At 70.9% G+C, this 19,327-nt stretch carries 20 protein-coding genes and 1 tRNA gene; 11 read left to right on the top strand and 10 right to left on the bottom strand.

Annotated features, from left to right (window positions below):
• The first annotated feature begins 15 nt into the window (after positions 1–15).
• Entirely contained in the window at positions 16–840 is an 825-nt protein-coding gene (locus ABEA34_RS08360) for an alpha/beta fold hydrolase (protein WP_345520784.1), read from the top strand.
• Here ABEA34_RS08360 and ABEA34_RS08365 read toward each other — a convergent pair.
• From ABEA34_RS08365 to ABEA34_RS08375, 3 genes are read right to left on the bottom strand one after another with little or no spacing between them, the layout of a single operon-like run.
• Complete coding sequence (locus tag ABEA34_RS08365; RefSeq protein ID WP_345520785.1) at positions 821–1,396, bottom strand: DNA-3-methyladenine glycosylase I; 576 nt, start codon at positions 1,394–1,396, stop codon at positions 821–823. The genes ABEA34_RS08360 and ABEA34_RS08365 overlap by 20 nt on opposite strands.
• A gap of 32 nt (positions 1,397–1,428) precedes the next feature.
• Complete coding sequence (locus ABEA34_RS08370; RefSeq protein WP_345520786.1) at positions 1,429–2,400, bottom strand: pirin family protein; 972 nt, start codon at positions 2,398–2,400, stop codon at positions 1,429–1,431.
• 14 nt (positions 2,401–2,414) lie between these two features.
• On the bottom strand, positions 2,415–4,784 hold the full coding sequence (locus tag ABEA34_RS08375) for an FdhF/YdeP family oxidoreductase (RefSeq protein WP_345520787.1): 2,370 nt from the start codon (positions 4,782–4,784) through the stop codon (positions 2,415–2,417).
• Between the two features lie 126 nt (positions 4,785–4,910).
• On the opposite strand from ABEA34_RS08375, the gene ABEA34_RS08380 reads away from it, so the two are divergent.
• Together ABEA34_RS08380 and ABEA34_RS08385 are read left to right on the top strand one after the other, a co-directional pair.
• Positions 4,911–5,756: a DUF2189 domain-containing protein gene (locus ABEA34_RS08380; RefSeq protein ID WP_345520788.1), complete on the top strand. Its 846-nt coding sequence runs from the start codon at positions 4,911–4,913 to the stop codon at positions 5,754–5,756.
• A 77-nt stretch (positions 5,757–5,833) separates the two neighbouring features.
• Positions 5,834–6,253 carry a nitroreductase family deazaflavin-dependent oxidoreductase gene (locus ABEA34_RS08385; protein WP_345520789.1) on the top strand — a complete coding sequence of 140 codons (420 nt, stop codon included), beginning with the start codon at positions 5,834–5,836 and terminating at the stop codon, positions 6,251–6,253.
• Here ABEA34_RS08385 and ABEA34_RS08390 read toward each other — a convergent pair.
• Positions 6,234–7,463, bottom strand: coding sequence for a homogentisate 1,2-dioxygenase (locus ABEA34_RS08390; RefSeq protein ID WP_425576866.1), 1,230 nt, complete (start codon positions 7,461–7,463; stop codon positions 6,234–6,236). The two genes, ABEA34_RS08385 and ABEA34_RS08390, sit on opposite strands and share 20 nt — an antisense overlap.
• 16 nt (positions 7,464–7,479) lie before the next feature.
• Here ABEA34_RS08390 and ABEA34_RS08395 point away from each other — a divergent pair, with 16 nt between their 5' ends.
• The 6 genes from ABEA34_RS08395 (at position 7,480) to ABEA34_RS08420 (ending at position 12,913) form a co-directional block, all read left to right on the top strand.
• On the top strand, positions 7,480–8,337 hold the full coding sequence (locus tag ABEA34_RS08395) for a hypothetical protein (protein ID WP_345520791.1): 858 nt from the start codon (positions 7,480–7,482) through the stop codon (positions 8,335–8,337).
• Entirely contained in the window at positions 8,330–9,436 is a 1,107-nt protein-coding gene (locus tag ABEA34_RS08400) for a fumarylacetoacetate hydrolase family protein (protein ID WP_345520792.1), read from the top strand. The genes ABEA34_RS08395 and ABEA34_RS08400 overlap by 8 nt, the downstream gene beginning before the upstream one ends.
• A gap of 64 nt (positions 9,437–9,500) precedes the next feature.
• Entirely contained in the window at positions 9,501–9,905 is a 405-nt protein-coding gene (locus tag ABEA34_RS08405; protein ID WP_345520793.1) for a hypothetical protein, read from the top strand.
• A gap of 132 nt (positions 9,906–10,037) precedes the next feature.
• The gene (locus tag ABEA34_RS08410; RefSeq protein WP_345520794.1) at positions 10,038–11,222 is read left to right on the top strand and encodes a GNAT family N-acetyltransferase; all 1,185 of its coding nucleotides are present in this window, start codon (positions 10,038–10,040) and stop codon (positions 11,220–11,222) included.
• A 21-nt stretch (positions 11,223–11,243) separates the two neighbouring features.
• Positions 11,244–12,185 carry a phosphodiesterase gene (locus ABEA34_RS08415; protein ID WP_345520795.1) on the top strand — a complete coding sequence of 314 codons (942 nt, stop codon included), beginning with the start codon at positions 11,244–11,246 and terminating at the stop codon, positions 12,183–12,185.
• Positions 12,186–12,187: 2 nt separating this feature from the next.
• The gene (locus ABEA34_RS08420) at positions 12,188–12,913 is read left to right on the top strand and encodes a ZIP family metal transporter (RefSeq protein ID WP_345520796.1); all 726 of its coding nucleotides are present in this window, start codon (positions 12,188–12,190) and stop codon (positions 12,911–12,913) included.
• Between the two features lie 67 nt (positions 12,914–12,980).
• Here the strand turns inward: ABEA34_RS08420 and ABEA34_RS08425 are convergent, their stop codons facing one another.
• Positions 12,981–13,691, bottom strand: a complete 711-nt coding sequence (locus ABEA34_RS08425; RefSeq protein WP_345520797.1) for an acyltransferase — start codon at positions 13,689–13,691, stop codon at positions 12,981–12,983.
• 94 nt (positions 13,692–13,785) lie between these two features.
• Positions 13,786–13,868, bottom strand: a tRNA-Tyr gene (locus ABEA34_RS08430).
• A 119-nt stretch (positions 13,869–13,987) separates the two neighbouring features.
• On the opposite strand from ABEA34_RS08430, the gene ABEA34_RS08435 reads away from it, so the two are divergent.
• Complete coding sequence (locus tag ABEA34_RS08435) at positions 13,988–14,479, top strand: YajQ family cyclic di-GMP-binding protein (RefSeq protein ID WP_345520798.1); 492 nt, start codon at positions 13,988–13,990, stop codon at positions 14,477–14,479.
• A 12-nt stretch (positions 14,480–14,491) separates the two neighbouring features.
• Entirely contained in the window at positions 14,492–15,565 is a 1,074-nt protein-coding gene (locus tag ABEA34_RS08440; RefSeq protein ID WP_345520799.1) for a hypothetical protein, read from the top strand.
• Here the strand turns inward: ABEA34_RS08440 and ABEA34_RS08445 are convergent, their stop codons facing one another.
• The 4 genes from ABEA34_RS08445 to ABEA34_RS08460 form a co-directional block, all read right to left on the bottom strand.
• On the bottom strand, positions 15,566–16,546 hold the full coding sequence (locus tag ABEA34_RS08445; protein WP_345520800.1) for a sulfate/molybdate ABC transporter ATP-binding protein: 981 nt from the start codon (positions 16,544–16,546) through the stop codon (positions 15,566–15,568).
• A gap of 82 nt (positions 16,547–16,628) precedes the next feature.
• A complete protein-coding gene (locus ABEA34_RS08450) occupies positions 16,629–17,459 on the bottom strand; it encodes a sulfate ABC transporter permease (RefSeq protein ID WP_345520801.1) in 831 nt (276 codons plus the stop codon).
• A complete protein-coding gene (gene cysT, locus ABEA34_RS08455) occupies positions 17,452–18,297 on the bottom strand; it encodes a sulfate ABC transporter permease subunit CysT (protein ID WP_345520802.1) in 846 nt (281 codons plus the stop codon). The genes ABEA34_RS08450 and cysT overlap by 8 nt, the downstream gene beginning before the upstream one ends.
• Entirely contained in the window at positions 18,297–19,307 is a 1,011-nt protein-coding gene (locus ABEA34_RS08460; RefSeq protein ID WP_345520803.1) for a sulfate ABC transporter substrate-binding protein, read from the bottom strand. The genes cysT and ABEA34_RS08460 overlap by 1 nt, the downstream gene beginning before the upstream one ends.
• Positions 19,308–19,327: the final 20 nt, after the last annotated feature.

The following is a 19,327-nucleotide window of genomic DNA, read 5'->3' on the forward strand; positions in this document are numbered from 1 at the left end:
CTCATGCTGCCCCGCGTGCACGACCTCAGCCTGCCGACGCACGACGTCGGCGTCCTCGAGTGGGGCCCGGCCGACGGGCGGTTGGTGGTCGCGCTGCACGGGTTCCCTGACACGGCGTGGACCTGGCGACGGGTGGCGCCCCTCCTGGTCGAGCTCGGGTTCCGGGTGGTCGCGCCCTTCCTGCGCGGCTACGCACCCTCGGGCATCCCGGCGGACGGCGACTACTCGGTCCGGGCCCTGGCCGCCGACGCGGTCGCCCTGCACGAGATGCTCGGCGGCGGCCCGGACACGGTGCTGCTCGGCCACGACTGGGGCGCCATCACGACGAACGCGGTGGCGGCCGACCCAGGCTCGCCGTACGGCGCCCACGTCTCGCTCGCGGTGCCGCCGCTGACGGCGATGAACCCGTCCCGGGCGACGCTGCGTCCCTGGCTGACGGCGATGGCACGCCAGCCGTTCCACTCCTGGTACATCGCGGCCAACCAGGTGCCGGGCCTGTCCGAGCGGAACTTCGAGCGGCTCACCACGCGGCTGTGGCGCTCGTGGTCCCCGGCGTACGACGCCAGCGAGGACCTCGCGCTCCTCCGCTCGGCCGTGCCGGACCGCGAGCACGCCCGTGCTGTCGTGTCCTACTACCGGGCCATGCTCGGGAGCGGGATCAAGCCGGCCCTTGCCGAGCCGGTGCAGCCGCTGTTGGTCCTGCACGGCGACGGTGACCGGTGCATGGAGCCCGGCCTGGCACGGATCGCCGGCGCGACGATCATCCCCGGCGCCGGGCACTTCCTCCAGCTCGAGCAGCCCGAGGCGGTGGCGCGAGAGGTCAGCCGCTTCCTCGCCTGAAGCACCCGACCAGGTGCGGGTCGAAGATGCCGATCGCCTCCATCAGCGCGTGCATCGTGGTCGGTCCGACGAACGCGAAGCCGCGCTTCTTGAGCTCCTTGGACAACGCCTTCGACTCCGCGGACATGGTCGCCATCTCGGCGGTGTCGGTCGGCGCCGGCGGGACCTCCGGGGCGAACGACAGCATGAACGCCTCCAGCCCCTCCTGGTCCCGCAGGGCCACCGTCGCCCGGGCGTTGGTGATGGTGGCCTGGATCTTGAGCCGGTTGCGGACGATGCGGGCGTCGTCCATCAGCCGCGCGAAGTCGGCGTCGTCGAAGGCCGCGATCGCCTCCGCGTCGAAGTCGTGGAAGACCTCGCGGAAGGCCGGCCGCTTGTTGAGGATCGTCGACCAGGACAGCCCGGACTGGAAGGCCTCGAGCGTGAGCCGCTCGAGGTACGCCGCCTCCCCGTGGACCCGCCGCCCCCACTCCTCGTCGTGGTAGTCGCGCATCACGCCCGCGCCGCCCGCCCACGGGCAGCGCGCGACTCCGTCCTCACCGATCAGCGGTCCCATGGCCCCATCCTGACCGACCGCGCCGACAGCGGCTAACGACGTTCCTTCAGGCGGGCGTTGGGCAGCGGCGGTGCCGGGATGGGCGGGAGCTCGTCACCGACCGGGATGCCGAACCAGCCGTCGGACAACCGCCCGTCGCTGATCTGGTCCTGCCACGCGGAGCGCCACTCGACGACCTCCTCGTGCGTGCGGGCCACGATGTTCCACCACATCACGATCGCCTCGCCGAACGGCGGGCCGCCGAGGAGCAGCAGCCGCACCGGCTCGTCGTACGACGTCAGCGTGAGCGTCGCCGCGCCGGGCGGGACGTAGGCCAGGTCGTCCTTCTTGGTCTCGGTCCCGGCCACCGAGAGCACCCCGGCATCGACCAGGACGCCGTGCTCGAAGGTCGGGTCGACGTCGAGCTCCACGGTGGTGCCGGGCTCGAGGAGGATCTCGGCGCCGAGGAGGGGCGTGTACGTCGAGACGGGGGAGGTGTCGCCGAGCAGCGAGCCGAGGAAGACCCGGGCCTCGAGTCCCGGGCGCGTCATCGGGCTCGGCGCGTGGTGGGCGAAGGTCGGGTCGACGAAGCGGTCGGCGTCGGGCAGTGCCACCCAGAGCTGGGCGCCGTGCAGCGTCGTGGTCGACGGCGGCGAGACCTCGGAGTGGCTGATGCCGCGGCCGGCGGTCATCAGGTTGACCTCGCCGGGCCGCACCATCGCGTGGTGGCCCGCGCTGTCGCGGTGCTCGACCTCGCCGGTGAAGAGCCAGCTCACCGTCTGCAGCCCGGTGTGCGGGTGCGGCGGGACGACCATGCCACCGGTGTCGGCGACCTGGTCGGGGCCGTAGTGGTCGACGAAGCACCAGGCACCGATCAGCGACCGCTCGCGCTGGGGCAGCGTACGGCGTACCCGCATGGCGCGCGGACCGCCGAGAGGTACGTCGCGGGGCGTCATGATCCCGACGCCCGTTGCCGTGGCGGTGTGGCAGTCGAGCTCCGGCGGCTTCTCCTCGAGGTTGCTCACGGCACCATTGTGGATCAGCTCAGGTGCTCGGGCTGCACCGTTCGCTTCGAGCCGCTGTCCCGGGCGGCGCCCGCGTCGCTCGACTCGGTGACGCCCTTGCCTCCGTGCGGCGGCACCACGAGCCGGATGATCACGGACTTCGACGTCGGGCAGTTGCTCCCGATCGCCGTCGAGTCCAGGGGGACCAGCGGGTTGGTCTCCGGGTAGTACGCAGCCGCGCAGCCCCGCGGCTGGTCGTACGGCACGACCCGGAAGCCGGGGGCGTTCCGCTCGGACCCGTCCGACCACTCGCTCACGATGTCGACGATCGAGCCGTCCGCCAAGCCGAGCGCCGTGATGTCCTCGGGGTGCACGAAGACGACGCGGCGCCCGTTCTTGATGCCGCGGTAGCGGTCGTCGAGCCCGTAGATCGTGGTGTTGAACTGGTCGTGCGACCGCATGGTCTGCAGGAGCAGCCGTCCCTCCGGGACGTGCAGCACGTCGGTCGGGCTGACGGTGAACATCGCCTTGCCGACCTCCGTGTCGAAGGTCCGCGAGTCCCGCGGCGGGTGAGGCAGCACGAACCCGCCGGGCCGGCTCACCTTCTCGTCGTACGCCGCGCAGCCCGGCACGACGCGGGCGATCCGGTGCCGGATCTCGGTGTAGTCGGACCGGAAGTCCTCCCACGGGAGGCCGTGCCGGTCACCGAGGGTGGCGATCGCGAGCGAGCAGATGATGTCGACCTCGGACTTCAGGTACGGCGACGCCGGCTTCAGCGGGCCGTGCGAGGCGTGCACGGCCGACATCGAGTCCTCGACCGTCACCCGCTGCAGCCGGCCGCCGGTGAGGTCGCGCTCGCTGCGGCCCATCGCCGGCAGGATCAGGGCCTCCCGGCCGGTGACGACGTGCGAGCGGTTGAGCTTGGTCGAGACGTGGACCGTGAGGTCGGCGTTGCGCATCGCCTGCTCGGTGACCTCGGTGTCGGGGGCCGCCGAGACGAAGTTGCCGCCCATCCCGATGAAGATCTTGGCCTTGCCGTCGCGCAGCGCCTCGATCGCCTTCACGGTGTCGAGGCCGTGCTCGCGAGGCGGGTCGAAGCCGAACTCCTTCTGCAGCGCGTCGAGGAAGTGCTCGGGCGCCCGCTCCCAGATCCCCATCGTCCGGTCGCCCTGGACGTTGGAGTGGCCGCGCACCGGACAGAGCCCGGCGCCCGGCTTGCCGATGTTGCCCTGCAGCAGCACCACGTTGACGATCTCCTTGACCGTCGCGACCGCGTTGCGGTGCTGGGTGATCCCCATCGCCCAGCAGACGACGGTCGCGTCGGACTCCTGGAACAACCGGGCCGCCGCCACGATCTCCCTGCGCTCCAGACCCGTCGCGCGGCGTACGGCGTCCCAGTCGAGCTCGCGCGCGGCCGCTGCCCACTCCTCGAACCCGTGCGTGTGCTCGGCGATGAAGTCGTGGTCGAGCGCGTCCCACTCGAGCAGCAGCGCGCCGATCGCCTGGAAGAGGGCGAGGTCGCCGTTGATCCGGACCGGGAGGTGCAGGTCGGCGAGCGCCGTGCCGGGGCCGGCGAGGCCGCGTACCTTCTGGGGGTTCTTGAAGCGGACCAGCCCGGCCTCGCGCAGCGGGTTGACCGAGATGATCTTGGCGCCGCGCTGCTTCGCGATCTCGAGCGCGCTGAGCATCCGGGGGTGGTTGGTGCCGGGGTTCTGGCCGGCGACCACGATCAGCTTCGCGTCGTGGACGTCCTCGAGGCTGACCGAGCCCTTGCCGATGCCGATCGCCTCGGCCAGCGCGACCGACGTCGACTCGTGGCACATGTTGGAGCAGTCCGGCAGGTTGTTGGTGCCGTAGGCACGGGCGAAGAGCTGGTAGGCGAAGGCGGCCTCGTTGGAGACCTTGCCCGAGGTGTAGAAGACCGCTTCGTCCGGCGACGCGAGCCCGTTGAGCAGACCGCCCATCAGCTCGAAGGCCTGGTCCCACGCGATCGGCTGGTAGTGCGTGGCGCCGGCGCGCAGCACCATCGGCTCGGTGATCCGGCCCTGCTGGCCGAGCCAGTAGTCGGTCTTGTCGCGGAGGTCCTCGATCGAGTGCTCGACGAAGAAGCCTCGGTCGACCCGACGCAGCGTGGCCTCCTCGGTGACCGCCTTGGCGCCGTTCTCGCAGAACTCCGCCGTGTGCCGGTGGCTCGGGTCGGGGTCCGGCCAGGCGCAGCCCTGGCAGTCGAAGCCGTCGGCCTGGTTGAGCTTGAGCAGCGTCTGGGCGGTACGCCGTACGCCCATCTGCTCGACCGCGAACTTCATCGCGACCGCCACCGCCGGCACCCCCGCCGCGGACTTCTTCGGTGCCTCGACCTCGAGGTGATCGTCGTTGACGTCCTGCCGCGGTGCTCGCCTGCTCATGATGTCCATCCTGCCTCGCCTGTGCACAGGCGCCAGTCGCAATAGTCCGGGTCGGCCCTGGCCGCCGGTACCCCGTACCCACTACTTTCAGGTGTCTGCCGCCCTTGCGACGTACGAGGAGACCCGATGTCCACCCATGAGCCCCCTCCCGAGCAGGTCCCGCCTCCCTCCGGTGAGTCCGGCGAGGTCCCGCCTCCGCCGCCCCCGACGGGTGGGTACGGCGAGGCGCCGCCGCCGCCTCCTCCCGGCCCGCCCGCGCCGCCCGCCGGTGGCGACAGCTACAACCTGGGCAACGCGCTGAGCTACGGCTGGACCAAGTTCCAGGCGAACTTCGGCCAGATCGTCGTCGCGGTGCTGGTCCTCGTGGTCGCCGTGGCGGTGGTGCAGATCGTCGGCTACCTGGTCTCCAACGCCGTCCGGTGCGACCCGAAGATCACCTACAACTCCGACGGCACGTTCGACACGGACACGTGCAGCGGCGGCCTCTTCGCGCTGTCGACGTTCGTCTCGCTGCTCTTCTCCGCGGCGGCGTTCATCGTCTCGATGATCATCAGCGCCGGCATCGTCCGCGGCGCCCTCGACATCACCGAGGGGCGCCAGCTCGACCCGAAGACGCTGCTCCGCACCGACAACCTGGTCCCCGTGATCGTGGCGTCGCTGATCATCGGCGTGGCGACCTTCGTGGGCCTGGTGCTCTGCATCCTGCCGGGCATCGTCGTGATCTTCCTGACGCAGTACACGATCTACTTCATCGTCGATAAGGGCCTGGAGCCCGTGGAGGCGATCAAGGCGAGCATCGCGTTCACGACGCAGAACCTCGGCAACGTCCTGGTCTGGTACATCGTCGGCGGCATCATCGCGCTGGTCGGCTTCGCGATCTGCTTCGTCGGCGCGCTCGTGTCCGTCCCCGTCGTCATCATCGGCACGGCGTACACGTACAAGACGCTCAACAACGAGCCGGTCGCCGCGTGACCCGGTGCCGGTCCGGCAGTTAGCCGCGCATGGGTCTTCTCACGCCACTCGCTGTCCGGATCGGCGCCATCCCGTGGATGCCGAAGCTGCTCCCCCAGATCGTCTGGACCGACCGCAAGCTGCAGCGCGTCACCGGCGGCCGGGTCAGCGTCCTCGACATCGCGGGGCTGCCCAACCTCGTCCTCACCGTCGTGGGCCGCAAGAGCGGGCTGCCGCGCAGCACGCCGCTGCTGTGCGTGCCGGACGGCGACACCTGGCTGATCGCGGGCTCCTACTTCGGCGGCCCCGACATGCCCGTGTGGGTGGGCAACCTGCGCGCCGCCGGTGAGGCCGAGATCGCGTACGACGGTCAGCAGCTGCCCGTCACCGCCACCGAGCTCGCCGACGACGACCGGGCCGCGGCCTGGCTGGTGATGCTGCGGACCTGGCCCAACTTCGCACGGTACGAGGAGCGCACCGACCGGCTCATCCCGGTCTTCAGGCTCGAGCGTCGTTAGCCCACGTCCAGGCGTACGCCGGGTCCTCGACCGCGAGCCCGCCCTCGCCGAGGTCGAGCGGGGCGAAGGTGTCGACCATGACGGCCGACTCGTCGAAGTAGTCGACGCCGAGGGACGCCTCGATCGCGGACGGCTGCGGCCCGTGCGCGTAGCCACCGGGGTGCAGTGAGATCGAGCCCAGCCCGATGCCGGATCCCTTGCGGGCCTCGTAGTCGCCGCCGACGTAGAACATCACCTCGTCGCTGTCGACGTTGGAGTGGTAGTAGGGCACCGGGATCGACAGCGGGTGGTAGTCGACCTTGCGCGGCAGGAAGTTGCAGACCACGAAGTTGTGGCCCTCGAAGACCTGGTGCACCGGCGGCGGCTGGTGGACCTTGCCGGTGATCGGCATGTAGTCCTCGATGTTGAACGTGTACGGGTAGAGGCAGCCGTCCCAGCCGACGACGTCGAACGGGTGCGTCGCGTAGGTCAGCCGGGTGCCGACGATGCCGGCGCTGGTGCGGTGCTTGACCAGGACGTCCACGTCCGTGCCCTCCACGAGGAAGGGATCGCTCGGGCCGTGCAGGTCGCGCTCGCAGTACGGCGCGTGCTCGAGCAGCTGGCCGTAGCGCGAGAGGTAGCGCTTCGGTGGCGCGATGTGGCTGTTGGCCTCGATCGCGTAGAGCTGGCTGGCCTCGGCCGGCACCCAGCGGTGGGTGGTGGCGCGGGGCAGGAGCACGTAGTCGCCGGCGCGGTAGGCGACCACGCCGAAGACGCTCTCGACGACGCCGGTACCGGACTCGACGTACACGCACTCGTCGCCGATCGCGTTGCGGTAGTACGGCGACGCCTCGGTGCCGGTGACGACGTACGAGATGCGCACGTCGTTGTTGCCGAGCACCAGGCGCCGGTCGTTGACGGGGTCGGTGCCGGTCGCCAGGTCGTGCAGCTTGAGGTGACGCGGCCTGAGCGGGTGGTTGGGGGTGCGGCTCTGGTCGGGCAGCTCCCAGACCTCGGAGCCGACGATCGCCGACGGGACGCCGCGGTGGTAGAGCAGCGACGAGTCGGAGGAGAAGCCCTCCTCCCCCATCAGCTCCTCGTAGTAGAGCCGACCCTCGGGGTCACGGTGCTGGGTGTGCCTCTTCTGAGGTACCTCGCCCACGGTCCGGTAGTACGGCACGCTGCCTCCACTGTCCGATAATCGCACGCATTCGTTCGTTATTTGTTGCATCGCTAGAGTAGCGATCGTGTCAACGGACCCCCTCCCGACCCTGCCACCGACCTGGCGCGGCCTCGTCGACGACGCCGCGATCTTCCCGCCGGGCGACGCCCCGCTCCACGAGGCCGCGGCCGCGCACCAGGCCCGCCGGCACGCGGCGTACGCCGACCTGGTCGGCACGTTCGTGGTGCGCGACACCGACATCCCGACGCTGCGTGCCACCCCACTCGCGCTGTCGGTCGTCGTGACCGGCGGCGCGGGCCAGGTGGCCGGCGCCGCCGGCCTCGGCCGCAAGCTGCACGTCGCCATCGAGGGGCTCGAGATCGCGCTGCGCGACCCGGCTGACCCGGTCGGCGCCGCCCGGCGCGTGGTCGCGGCGGTCGACGCCGCCCGCGCCGACGGGGTGCTCGACGACCACGTGCCGATCTATGTCGAGATCCCCGCGTCGTGCTCGGAGCCGAGCTGGCAGGCCGCCGCCGACGAGGTCGCCGCCGCCGAGCACCGCCTCAAGCTCCGCACCGGCGGGCTCGACGCCCACGCCTTCCCGAGCGCCTCGAAGCTGGCCGGGTGGATCGACGGGGCACTGGACCGCGAGACGCCGTTCAAGTGCACGGCCGGGCTGCACCGCGCCGTACGCCACACCGGCGACGACGGCTTCGAGCACCACGGCTTCCTCAACGTCCTCGTCGCGACGCGCCGGGCCTTCGACGGCAGCCCGGTCGCCGACGTCGTCGAGCTGCTCGAGGAACGCGAGACCGCCGTGCTCGTCGAGACGGCACGGGAGCTGGACCTCGCCCGGGCACGTCGGTGGTTCACCTCGTTCGGCTCCTGTTCCGTCGACGAACCGCTCGACGACCTCCTCACGCTGGGACTCCTCGATGACTGACCCCGGCTTCGGCCTCGACCACCTGCCGTACGGCGTGTTCTCCGTCGACGGCGGGCCGCGCCGCGTCGGCGTACGCCACGAGGACACGGTGGTCGACCTGGCCGCCGCGACCGGGCGGCCCGAGCTGGACGCACCGTCGCTGAACGCCTTCCTCGCGCTCGGGCCCGCGGTCTGGCACGAGACCCGGTCGCAGGCACGCACGCTCGCGGAGTCCGGCGAGCACGCCGTCCCGCTGGCCGACGTCACGCTGCACCTACCGTTCGAGGTCGCCGACTACGTCGACTTCTACGCCTCGGAGCACCACGCGACCAACGTCGGTCGGATCTTCCGTCCCGACGGCGACGCACTCCTGCCGAACTGGAAGCACCTGCCCGTCGGCTACCACGGCCGCGCGGGCACGGTCGTCCCGTCCGGCACCGCGGTGGTGCGGCCGCGTGGACAACGACCGGGCGGGCACTTCGGTGCCTCGACCCGGTTGGACATCGAGGCGGAGCTGGGCTTCGTGGTCGGCGTCGGCTCGGCGCTCGGCACGCCCGTCCCGTACGACGCGTTCGCCGACCACGTCTTCGGGGTCGTCGGGCTCAACGACTGGTCGGCCCGGGACATCCAGGCGTGGGAGTACGTCCCCCTCGGGCCCTTCCTCGGCAAGTCCTTCGCGACCTCGGTCTCGCACTGGGTCACCCCGCTGGAGGCACTGGCCGAGGCGTGGGTCGACCTGCCCGGCCAGGACCCGGAACCCCTGCCCTACCTGGGTCCTGGCGCCACCCGGGGCCTCGACATCGACGTCGAGGTCGTCGTCAACGGCACGGTGATCAGCCGCCCGTCGTACCGCACGATGTACTGGTCCCCCGCGCAGATGCTGGCCCACCTGACCGTCAACGGCGCCTCCCTGCGCACGGGTGACCTCTACGGCTCCGGCACGATCAGCGGACCTGAGGCCGACCAGCGCGGCTCGTTGCTCGAGATCGGCTGGGGCGACGAGTCGGCGTTCCTGGCCGACGGCGACGAGGTCGTGCTCCGCTACACCGCACCCGGCACCGGAGGCGGCCGGATCGCGCTCGGCGACGTATCCGGCCGGATCGCGCCTGCCGCGGATTGACCGACACCCCGCTGGGGAAGACGTACGGTCCCACGCACGTCGGTCCGGGAACGGGAGTGCCCAGATGAGTGATCGCGCCAACGCAGCCAACACGGTGACCGCCCTCGTCGTCGGAGGAGTGCTGGCCATCGCCGTCGGCACCCTCCTGGCCACCGTCGAGTGGCCGCACGAGTCGACGTACGACGACGCGGAGGGCAGCGCCGTGCTCGCGTACGGCGGCGTGCTGATGATCGGGCTCGGCCAGCTCGCGCTCTTCGCGGCGGTCGTCGCCTGGGCCGTGACGCTGGGCATCCGCTGGAGCGGGCTGACGAACGAGGTCGACTACATCGTCCGGCGCGCCGTCGGGGTGAAGGACGACACCCCGACCGGTCGTGGACCGGTGACCCGCAAGCGCTCCGGAGACCTCACCGCGATCCAGCCGCTCGGCCCGGTCAGCGACACCGGCTTCCTGGACGAGGACGGGCGCTGACCCGCTAATCGGGTTGTCGCGGCTGCACCCCAGCGCTTGAGTGGAGGGATGAGCGACACCCAGATCACGGTCGGGCCCGCGACCGACGCCGACCGCTACCTCGCCACCGACCAGACCGTGTAGTTCGCGGAGGTGCCGACCGCCTCCACGGAGGAGCAGCTGCTTGGGCTGCCCGTCGACCAGCGGTTCGCCGCCCTGCCCGAGGGCGATGTCGACCCCGGCACCTACCCGGGGATCTACGGCGTCTTCCCCCTCACCCTGGCGATCCCCGGCCCGGAGGCCGGCCTGCGCCAGGTCCCGTGCGCCGGGCTCACCTGGGTCGGCGTGCACCCCGACCACCGCCGCCGGGGCGTGCTCACGGCGATGCTGCGGCACCACTTCGAGCAGGTGCACGCCCAGCCCGGCACCCACGTCTCGGCCCTGCATGCCAGCGAGCCTGCGATCTACGGCCGGCACGGGTACGGCCTCGCCTCGTTGGAGCTCGAGGTCAGCCTGTCCCGCGGCACGACGCTGGCGGCGCCGGGCCTGGACGAGGCCGCCGCGAGCGTCACCACGCGGATGTCGACGGTCACCGAGCCCGACGTACCCGCCCGGATGCGGGAGTGCGACCTCGCGTACGCCGAGCTGGGCGCCGTCGTGGGAGAGCAGGGCTACTACGAGCGCGTCTGCCAGCAGCTGCCGGAGAGCCTCCGGGGCCGAGAGCCGTCACGGGTCCTGTTCGCGCGGCGCGACGGCGCGGACGTCGGGTTCGTGGCGTTCCGCCGCACCGACAAGTGGGAGCACGCACGACCCAACGGGACCCTCGAGGTGTGGGGGTTGTGCGGTGCGCCCGCGACCAGGCTCGCGCTGCTCCGGCGAGTGCTCGACTTCGACCTCGTCTCGACCGTCAAGGTCCGCTCGGTCGGCGCCGACGACCCGCTGCTGCTCTGGGCGGGCGGCCCTCGCGCCACCGGTGGCATCCAGACCTACGACAGCCTCTGGGTCCGGCTGGTCGACCTGCCGGAGGCCCTGACGGAGCGCGCGTGGAGCGCGACCTGCGACGTGGTGCTCGACGTCGCCGACCGGGCGGCACCGTGGAACGAGGGCCGCTGGCGCGTGCGCGCCGACGCCTCCGGGAGCGCGACCGTCGAACGGACCACCGACGACGCCGACCTCCGGCTGCCGGTCGAGCTGCTCGGCGCGGCGTACCTCGGCGGCACCAACCTCCTGGGCCTCGCGCACGCGGGCCTCGTCGCCGAGCAGCGCCCGGGCGCCGCCCGCGAGCTGTGGCGCGCGCTGCGCTCGGACGTCACCCCGACGGCGGCCGTGGGCTTCTAGCGATCGCGGTAGCGTGGCGCCGTGCAGTTCGGCCAGTACCCCGCGCCGGGGCACGTCGTCGCCCACCTCAGCGATCCCCACCTGCTCGCCGGCAAGCGGTTGTACGGCGAGGTGGACACCGAGGTCGGGCTCGCCCTGGCACTGGCGCGGATCGCCCGCGTCGACCCGCTGCCCCAGGTGCTGGTCTTCACCGGCGACCTCGCGGACAAGGCCGAGCCGGCGGCGTACGCCCGGCTCCGCGAGCTCGTCGAGCCCCTGGCCGCGGAGATGGGCGCCCAGGTCGTCTGGGTGATGGGCAACCACGACGAGCGGGCGCCGTACGCCGCCGAGCTGTTCGGCGAGACCGTCCCCGAGGGCGCCGCGCCGACCCAGGACCGCGTGTACGACGTCGCGGGGCTGCGGATCGTGTCGCTCGACACCAGCGTCCCCGGCTACCACCACGGCGAGATCACCGACGCCCAGCTGGCGTGGCTCGCCGACGTGCTCGCGACGCCGGCGCCGCACGGCACGCTGCTGGCGCTGCACCACCCGCCGATCCCGATCCCGATGATGGCCGCCGCGGAGGTCATCGAGCTGCTCGAGCAGGATCGCCTGGCCGCGGTGCTCGAGGGGACCGACGTGCGCTGCATCCTCGGCGGGCACTTCCACTACTCGACGTACTCCACCTTCGCCGGCATCCCGGTCTCGGTGGCGTCCGCGACCTGCTACACGTCCGACCCGGCGCCGCTCGAGCGGTTCGTGTCCGGCGTCGATGGGCACCAGGCGATGACGATGGTGCACCTGTACGACGACCGGGTCGTGCACACGATCGTGCCGGTCGACGAGGCACCCGAGGTGAGCGGCTACTCCTCCGACGTACGCGCGCAGGTCGAGGCCCTCTCCCCCCACGAGAGGCGAGAGCTGCTCTCGCGCAAGGACTCCCCGCTCTACACCGGCGAGCTCCAGGTCCCCGGGACGGTCTGACCATGGTCGCCGCCCTCTTCTGGGGCCTCTTCTCCTCGGCGGCGCTCTACCTCGGCCAGCTGCTCGCGAAGCCGCTCGGGAGGTCGGAGCGCGCGGTCGGCCTGATGATGGGCTTCGGCGGCGGCACCCTGCTCGCGGCGGTCGCCTACGAGCTGATCCCCGAGTCCAACATCACGGACGGCTGGCAGATCATCGCCGCGGCCATGATCGGCGCCCTCACCTACTACGTCGGTGACCGGATCATCGACAGCCGTGGTGGCGAGGCCCGGGTGGCCGTCGCCGCCGGCAAGGGCAAGGGCGGCTCCGGGATGGCGATGTTCCTCGGCGCCCTGCTCGACGGCATCCCGGAGGCGTTCATCCTCGGCCTCGGGCTGGCCCTCGGCGGCAGCATCAGCCTCGCGTTCCTGGCCGCGATCTTCGTGTCCAACATCCCGCAGGGCCTGGCCGGCACCACGAGCCTGCAGGAGGCGGGGACGCCGGACCGCCGGATCGCGGTCATGTGGACGCTGCTCACGATCGCCTGTGGCGCGGCCTCCGGGCTGGGCTACCTGATGGCCGACCACCTCAACCACGTCGGCACCTACGCCAGCGCCTTCGCCGGCGGCGCGGTGCTGATGATGCTCGCCGACTCGATGATCCCGGAGTCCTACCGCCACGGCGGCCGGCTGGTCGGCCTGCTCACCGTCGTCGGCTTCCTGGCTTCGGGGGTGCTGACCGTTCTGCAGTGAGCTGGGGGCGCGGCGGGTTTCCCCGGGTGACCGGGGATTCCTGGGGCGGGTGGGACTCGCAGCAGCCCTACGCCGTCGCCTCGCCCTCGGCCTCGGCGGCGGCCGCGGCGGCCAGGCCGAACGGGCCGTAGAGGACGGGGCGTACGTCGCCGCGGGTGCCGACCCAGCCGACGCCGGGCTCGAGCCGGCGCAGCACGCGGGCGGGCGCACCGCCGACGACGGTGTGGTCCTCCACGACACCACGCACCACGGAGCCTGCGGCGACGACGACGTTCCGGCCTATCCGCGCGCCGGGCAGGATGATCGCGCCGTGCCCGATCCAGGTGCCGGAGCCGATCTCCACGGGGTCGTGCGTACCGAACTGCTCGCCGATCGGGAGCTCGGGGTCCTGGTAGCCGTGGCTGGCGTCGGACACGAAGATGTCCTGGCCGAACCACACGCCGTCGCCGATCACGATCGACTCGTGCGCGATGATCGTGCACCGCGCGCCGATGACGCACCGGTCACCGATCACCAGGGCCCGCTCCGGGGCGCGGGTGTCGAGGACGCCGTACCCCACGGCCAGGCTGACGTAGCGCCCGACCAGGGTGTCCTCACCGATGTGGATCGAGCGCTGTCCCATGAGGGTGGCCATCGGGTACCCGAGGCTGCTGCCGCGGCCGAGGCTGCCGAACTGGTCCGCCGCGCGGGTGCCCGGCACGATCTGCCCGACCCGGTCGACCAGGCGCGCCCCGGTCAGCACGGCACTGTTGGCGAGACGCCTGGCGATGCTCTTCACAGCCCGGAGGCTAGCGGGCGGACCGGGCGTACGTCGTCGATCGGGTCCGCCCGAAATGAGCTGACGCCCCGATCGGCGAGGATCGGGGCGTCAGTGGCAGGTGAAGGATTCGAACCTTCGTAGGTATACACCGACGGATTTACAGTCCGTTCCCATTGGCCGCTCGGGCAACCTGCCAGGGACGTCATCGCTGGCCGTTTGGCTCGGCGACAACAAGGCGAAACAATAGCGCAGCCCCCGCGGCAGACGAAAACCCACGCACCCCTTCTCGGGGTGCCGCAGACGGAGGAGTGAAGATGGCCGACTCGTCGTTCGACATCGTCAGCAAGATCGACCGCCAGGAGGTCGACAACGCGCTCGGCCAGACGGCCCGCGAGATCGCGACCCGGTTCGACTTCAAGGGCACCGGCGCCACCATCGAGTGGCAGGGAGACGAGGCGATCGAGATCTCCGCCTCCGCCGACGACCGCGCGAGCGCCGTGCTCGACGTCTTCAAGGACAAGCTGATCAAGCGCCAGCAGAGCCTGAAGATCCTCGACGCCTCGGAGCCGCGGCAGTCCGGGCAGCAGTCCAAGATCACCATCGCGCTCAAGGAGGGCATCTCGTCCGAGGACGCCAAGAAGATCTCCAAGCTGATCCGCGACGAGGGCCCCAAGGGCGTCAAGGCGCAGATCCAAGGCGACGAGCTGCGGATCTCCTCCAAGAAGCGCGACGACCTCCAGGCCGTGCAGGCCCTGGTGAGGGCGCAGGACTACGACTTCGCGGTGCAGTTCACCAACCGCCGATGAGCCGTTGAGCCGTTGAGGCGCGGACGCCGGCTCCCGGTGCTGCTGCTCGTGGTCGCCCTGGCGGCCACGGGCTGCACGAGTGACGGCGCAGGGACGGACGCGGTTGGCTCGACCGACCCGTCGTCCCCCGCGCGCCCGGCCGCCCAGCACGCGGAGCCGCCGGCACCGTTCCGAGCGGCGACGACCGAGGCGCCGCCGGGCTACGTGCTCGCCCAGTGCTCGGACCTGCGCCGGCAGGACAAGAACTCGGGGCTGGCGGTGCGCTTCCTCGTCCCGCCCGGCTACCACGCCACCGACCGCGACGGCGCCTCGTGCGGCTTCGGGGCCGGCTTCGGCACCGAGTTCTACGTCGGCTTCGACCCGCGGACGACGCTGAAGTCCGACAAGGAGACCACCGTCGACCCGTTCGAGGACGAGGGCGGCGACGACTCCGTCAGCGACATCTCGTACGTCGCGGACACCCCGGTGTACGGCCGTCATCGCGGCGAACGCCTGGACTACTACTGCTACTGCGACGGCCAGGACCTCGACGAGCGCTCGGTCCAGGCACGCGGCGTGCGGCTCAGCTGGACGACGCCGCACGGGCAGCAGCGACGACACGAGGCGGCGTACGACGTCGTGACGGCCAGCATGGCGCTGGTCCGCAGCGACCGGAGCACCTGCCGCTCACGCGGCCGGACGACGCTCTTCCGGCCACCGATCCCGCAGACCGAGTCGATCGACAACTACAGCGCGGCCTGCCACCTCTACCTGCGGCCGGGCCGCAACGCGCTCCAGCGGTACGCCGAGCTCGAGCTGCGGCCACGGACCACGCTGGCCGAGCGCGCCGCCGTCCTGCGGCAGCGCAAGCACGTCGCGGGGGTGCGCTACGAGCCCGGCGCGGCGACCCTCGGTGGTCAGCCGGCCGACCGGCTGGTCTGGGTGATGGTGCGGGAGAAGCCGGGTCAGTACGGCGAGCCGGCCGGACGCTGGCGCGCCGTGACCGTCGGCACTGCCGACGCATGGGCGACCTGGACCGCGCCACCGAGCCGGTGGCGGACCGAGTCGAAGGACGCGCAGCGCTTCTTCGACTCGATCCGCCCCTGATCACGCAGTAGCGGCCCGCACCGACGGCATCGTCAGGGCGCCGGCAGCGGCCGTCACCCAGACCCGGGCGCCGGTCTCGAGACCGAGCTGGCGAGCATGCGTGCGGGTGAGCACGACCGTGACCTCCTCGCCGTCGTCGGTGAGCACCGTGGCGCGCACCTCGAAGCCGACCCGCAGCAGCCGCGAGATCGTGCCCTCGGCCGCCTCGGACACCTGCGGCGTCAGGGAGAGGTGCACGTCGTGCGGACGCAGCATCACCCCGTTGAGCGTGGTGATCTCGCCCAGGAAGCCCATGACGAAGTCGTTGGCGGGCTCGTCGTAGAGCTGGTCCGGCGTGCCGACCTGCTCGACCCGGCCCTCGTTGATGACCACGATCTCGTCGGCGACCTCCATGGCCTCCTCCTGGTCGTGGGTCACGAACACCGTGGTCACGTGCACCTCGTCGTGGAGTCGGCGCAGCCAGTCGCGCAGCTCCTTGCGGACCTTCGCGTCGAGCGCACCGAACGGCTCGTCGAGCAGCAGCACGGTCGGCTCGACCGCGAGCGCCCGCGCGAGCGCCATCCGCTGCCGCTGCCCGCCCGAGAGCTGCGAGGGCAGCCGGTGGGCGAACTGCGAGAGGTGGACGAGCTTGAGCAGCTCGTCGACCTTGTCCGCGATCTCCGCCTTCGGGCGCTTGCGGATCTCCAGGCCGAACGCGACGTTCTTGGCCACGGTCATGTGCTTGAAGACGGCGTAGTGCTGGAAGACGAAGCCGACGTTGCGCTTCTGGGGCGGCAGCTGGGTCGCGTTGGTCCCCTCGATGTTGATCGTGCCGGAGTCGGCCGAGTCGAGGCCCGCGATGATCCGCAGGAGGGTCGACTTGCCGCCGCCGGACGGCCCGAGGAGGGCGGTCAGCTGGCCGGTGGGTAGGGACACGTTGACGTCGTCGAGCGCGACGAAGTCACCGAACTTCTTGTTGACGCCCTTGATCTCGATACTCATGCACGTACTCGCTTCGCTCCGTGCGCGCATGAGGCACCCTGCACGCGGTATTGAATGATGAGCTCACTTCGTTCGCTCATGACTACTTCTGCTCCTTGGGCCGCAACAGGGCGACGACGATCAGGCACAACACTGCCGCGAAGACGAGCATGAAGGCCACGGAGTACGCCGTCTCCTGTTGGAAGTTCTGGTACTTCTGCTGGACGAGCACGGTCGCGACCTGGGTCTCGCCGCCGACGTTGCCGGCGACCACCTTGACGGCGCCGAACTCACCGAGGGCGCGCGCCAGGCTCAGCACGACGCCGTACACGACCGCCCACTTGATGCCGGGCAGCGTGACCCGGCGGAAGACCTGCCACGCGTTGGCCCCGAGACTGCGCGCGGCCTGCTCCTGGTCGTCGCCGAGCTCCTCGAGCACGGGCACGACCTCGCGGATCACCAGCGGCAGGATCACGAAGCAGGTCGCCATGACCATCCCCGGCTTGGCGAAGATGATCTGCAGCCCGTGGTCCTCGAGCCATGGCCCGAACCAGCCGAAGCGGCCGTTGTAGACCAGCACGAGGGCCAGACCGACCACGACCGGTGAGACCGACAGCGGCAGGTCGATGAGCACGGACAGCGCCCGCTTGCCCCAGAAGTCGTAGCGCACAAGCAGCAGCGACATCCCCACACCGAAGACGGTGTTGATGATGACTGCCGTCACCGCGATCTGGGCGGTGAGCTTGAGCGCATGCACGACGTCGGGGTCGGCCAGCGCGTCCTGGATGCCGGTGAAGCCGTCGGCGAAGGTGTGCTTGACGACGTACGCCGTCGGCCAGGCGACCAGCATCACGAGGTAGACGATGACGAGGAGCCGCAGCACCCACTTGACGACGGTCGACTTGTTGGCGACCGCGTTGCTCGAGCTACTCACGTCGGGCCACCCGTCGCTGGATCACGTCGAGCGCCACGATGGCCAGCAGGGCGACGAGCAGCATGATCGTCGCGACCGCCGCTGCCTGCTCGGTGTTGCCGCCCTCGAGGAACGAGAACAGCCGCACCGACACGACCTCGGTCTTGCGCGGCAGGTTGCCGGAGATCAGCACCAGCGCGCCGTACTCGCTGATGCCGCGAGCGAAGGACAGCGCGGCGCCGGCGAAGATCGCCGGCACCAGCGACGGCAGGATCACCCGTCGGAACGTCGTGAAGCGGGTCGCGCCGAGCGACGCCGCGGCGTCCTCGACGTCGGTGTCGAGCTCCTCGAGCACCGGCTGCACGGTCCGGACGACGAACGGCAGCGTCACGAACGCGATCGCGAGCAGGACCGCCCACCGGGTGCTGTTGACCTCGACGCCGATCGGGCTCTCCGGCCCGTAGAGCGAGAGCAGCACCAGGCCGGCGACGATCGTCGGCATCGCGAACGGGACGTCGATGATCAGGTCCAGCAGTCCCTTGCCGGGGAACCGGTCGCGGACCAGCACCCACGCGATGATCGTGCCCATCACCATGTTGATCGCGGTGATGATCAGCGAGGACACCACGGTCAGCACGAGGGCCGAGCGGGTGTTGTCGTTGGTGAAGACGTCGGCGAACGTCGAGAGGCCGCCACCGGCGGCCTTGACGATGATCGCGGAGAGCGGGATCAGGACCAGCAGGCTGAACCAGATCATGGAGACGCCGAGCCCGAAGGCCGACACCGGGGTCAGAGAACCGGACGAGGCCGACCGGCGCTTGCGCGCCGGCCGGCCGCCCACTGCGACTGCTGAGGCCATTACTGGCCCGAGTCCGCCTGGATCTTGGTGAGGATGCCGTCGTTCTCGTCGAAGTACTTCGTGTTGGCGTCGGCCCAACCACCGAAGTCACCGTCGATCGTCAGCAGCTTCGCCGGCTCCGGGAACGGGTCGCTCTCGTCGTTGGCGCCCTTGACCTCGACGTCACCGACGTCGGTGAGGGGGCGGTAGCCGGTCTCGGCGTACAGCTTCTGGCCGTCCTTGCTCTTCTGGAAGTCGAGGAACGCCTTCGCGGAGTCCGAGGCGTCCTCGGTCAGGGCGCACGGGTTCTCGATCAGCAGGGTCGAGTCCGGGATGACGTAGTCGAAGTCCTGGCCGCTCTGGCGGGCGAGGATGGCCTCGTTCTCGTAGGAGAGGAGGACGTCGCCGGTCCCGCTGGTGAAGGCGGTGGTGGCGTCGCGACCCGAGTCGGGCAGCGCGACGACGTTGTCGAAGAAGCTCTTCATGTACGTCTCGGCGTCGGCGTCGGAGCCGCCCGCGCTGATCACGGAGCCGTACGCCGCGAGGAGGTTCCACTTCGCGGAGCCGGAGGACGCGGGGTTCGGGGTGACGATGCCGACGCCCGGCTCGGCCAGGTCCGCCCACGTCTTGATGTTCTTGGGGTTGCCCTTCTTCACGACGATGACGACGACGGACGTGGTGCAGATGCCCTTGGTGTCGTTGTCCTTCCAGTCCTTGGCGACGATGCCCTCGTCGACGAGGCGCGTCACGTCGGGCTCGAGGGACAGGTGGACCTCGTCGGCCTTCTGGCCGGCCACGACCGCGCGGCTCTGGTCACCGGAGGCGCCGTACGACCCCTTGACGTCGACGTCCTTGCCGGCGTCGGTGTCGTTGAAGGCGTCGATGACGCCCTCGTTTGCCTGCTGGAGAACGGAGTAGCCAACGACGTTGACGGTGTCGCCACTGTCGCTGGACGAGTCACTGGAGCACCCCGTCAAGGCCAGCACCCCGGCGGCCGTGAGGGCCGCCGCAACCTTGATCGTCTTGTTCATCGTCATCTCTTTCCATGCCC

It is taken from the genome of Nocardioides conyzicola (genome assembly GCF_039543825.1).
In the GTDB taxonomy this organism is placed as follows: domain Bacteria; phylum Actinomycetota; class Actinomycetes; order Propionibacteriales; family Nocardioidaceae; genus Nocardioides; species Nocardioides conyzicola.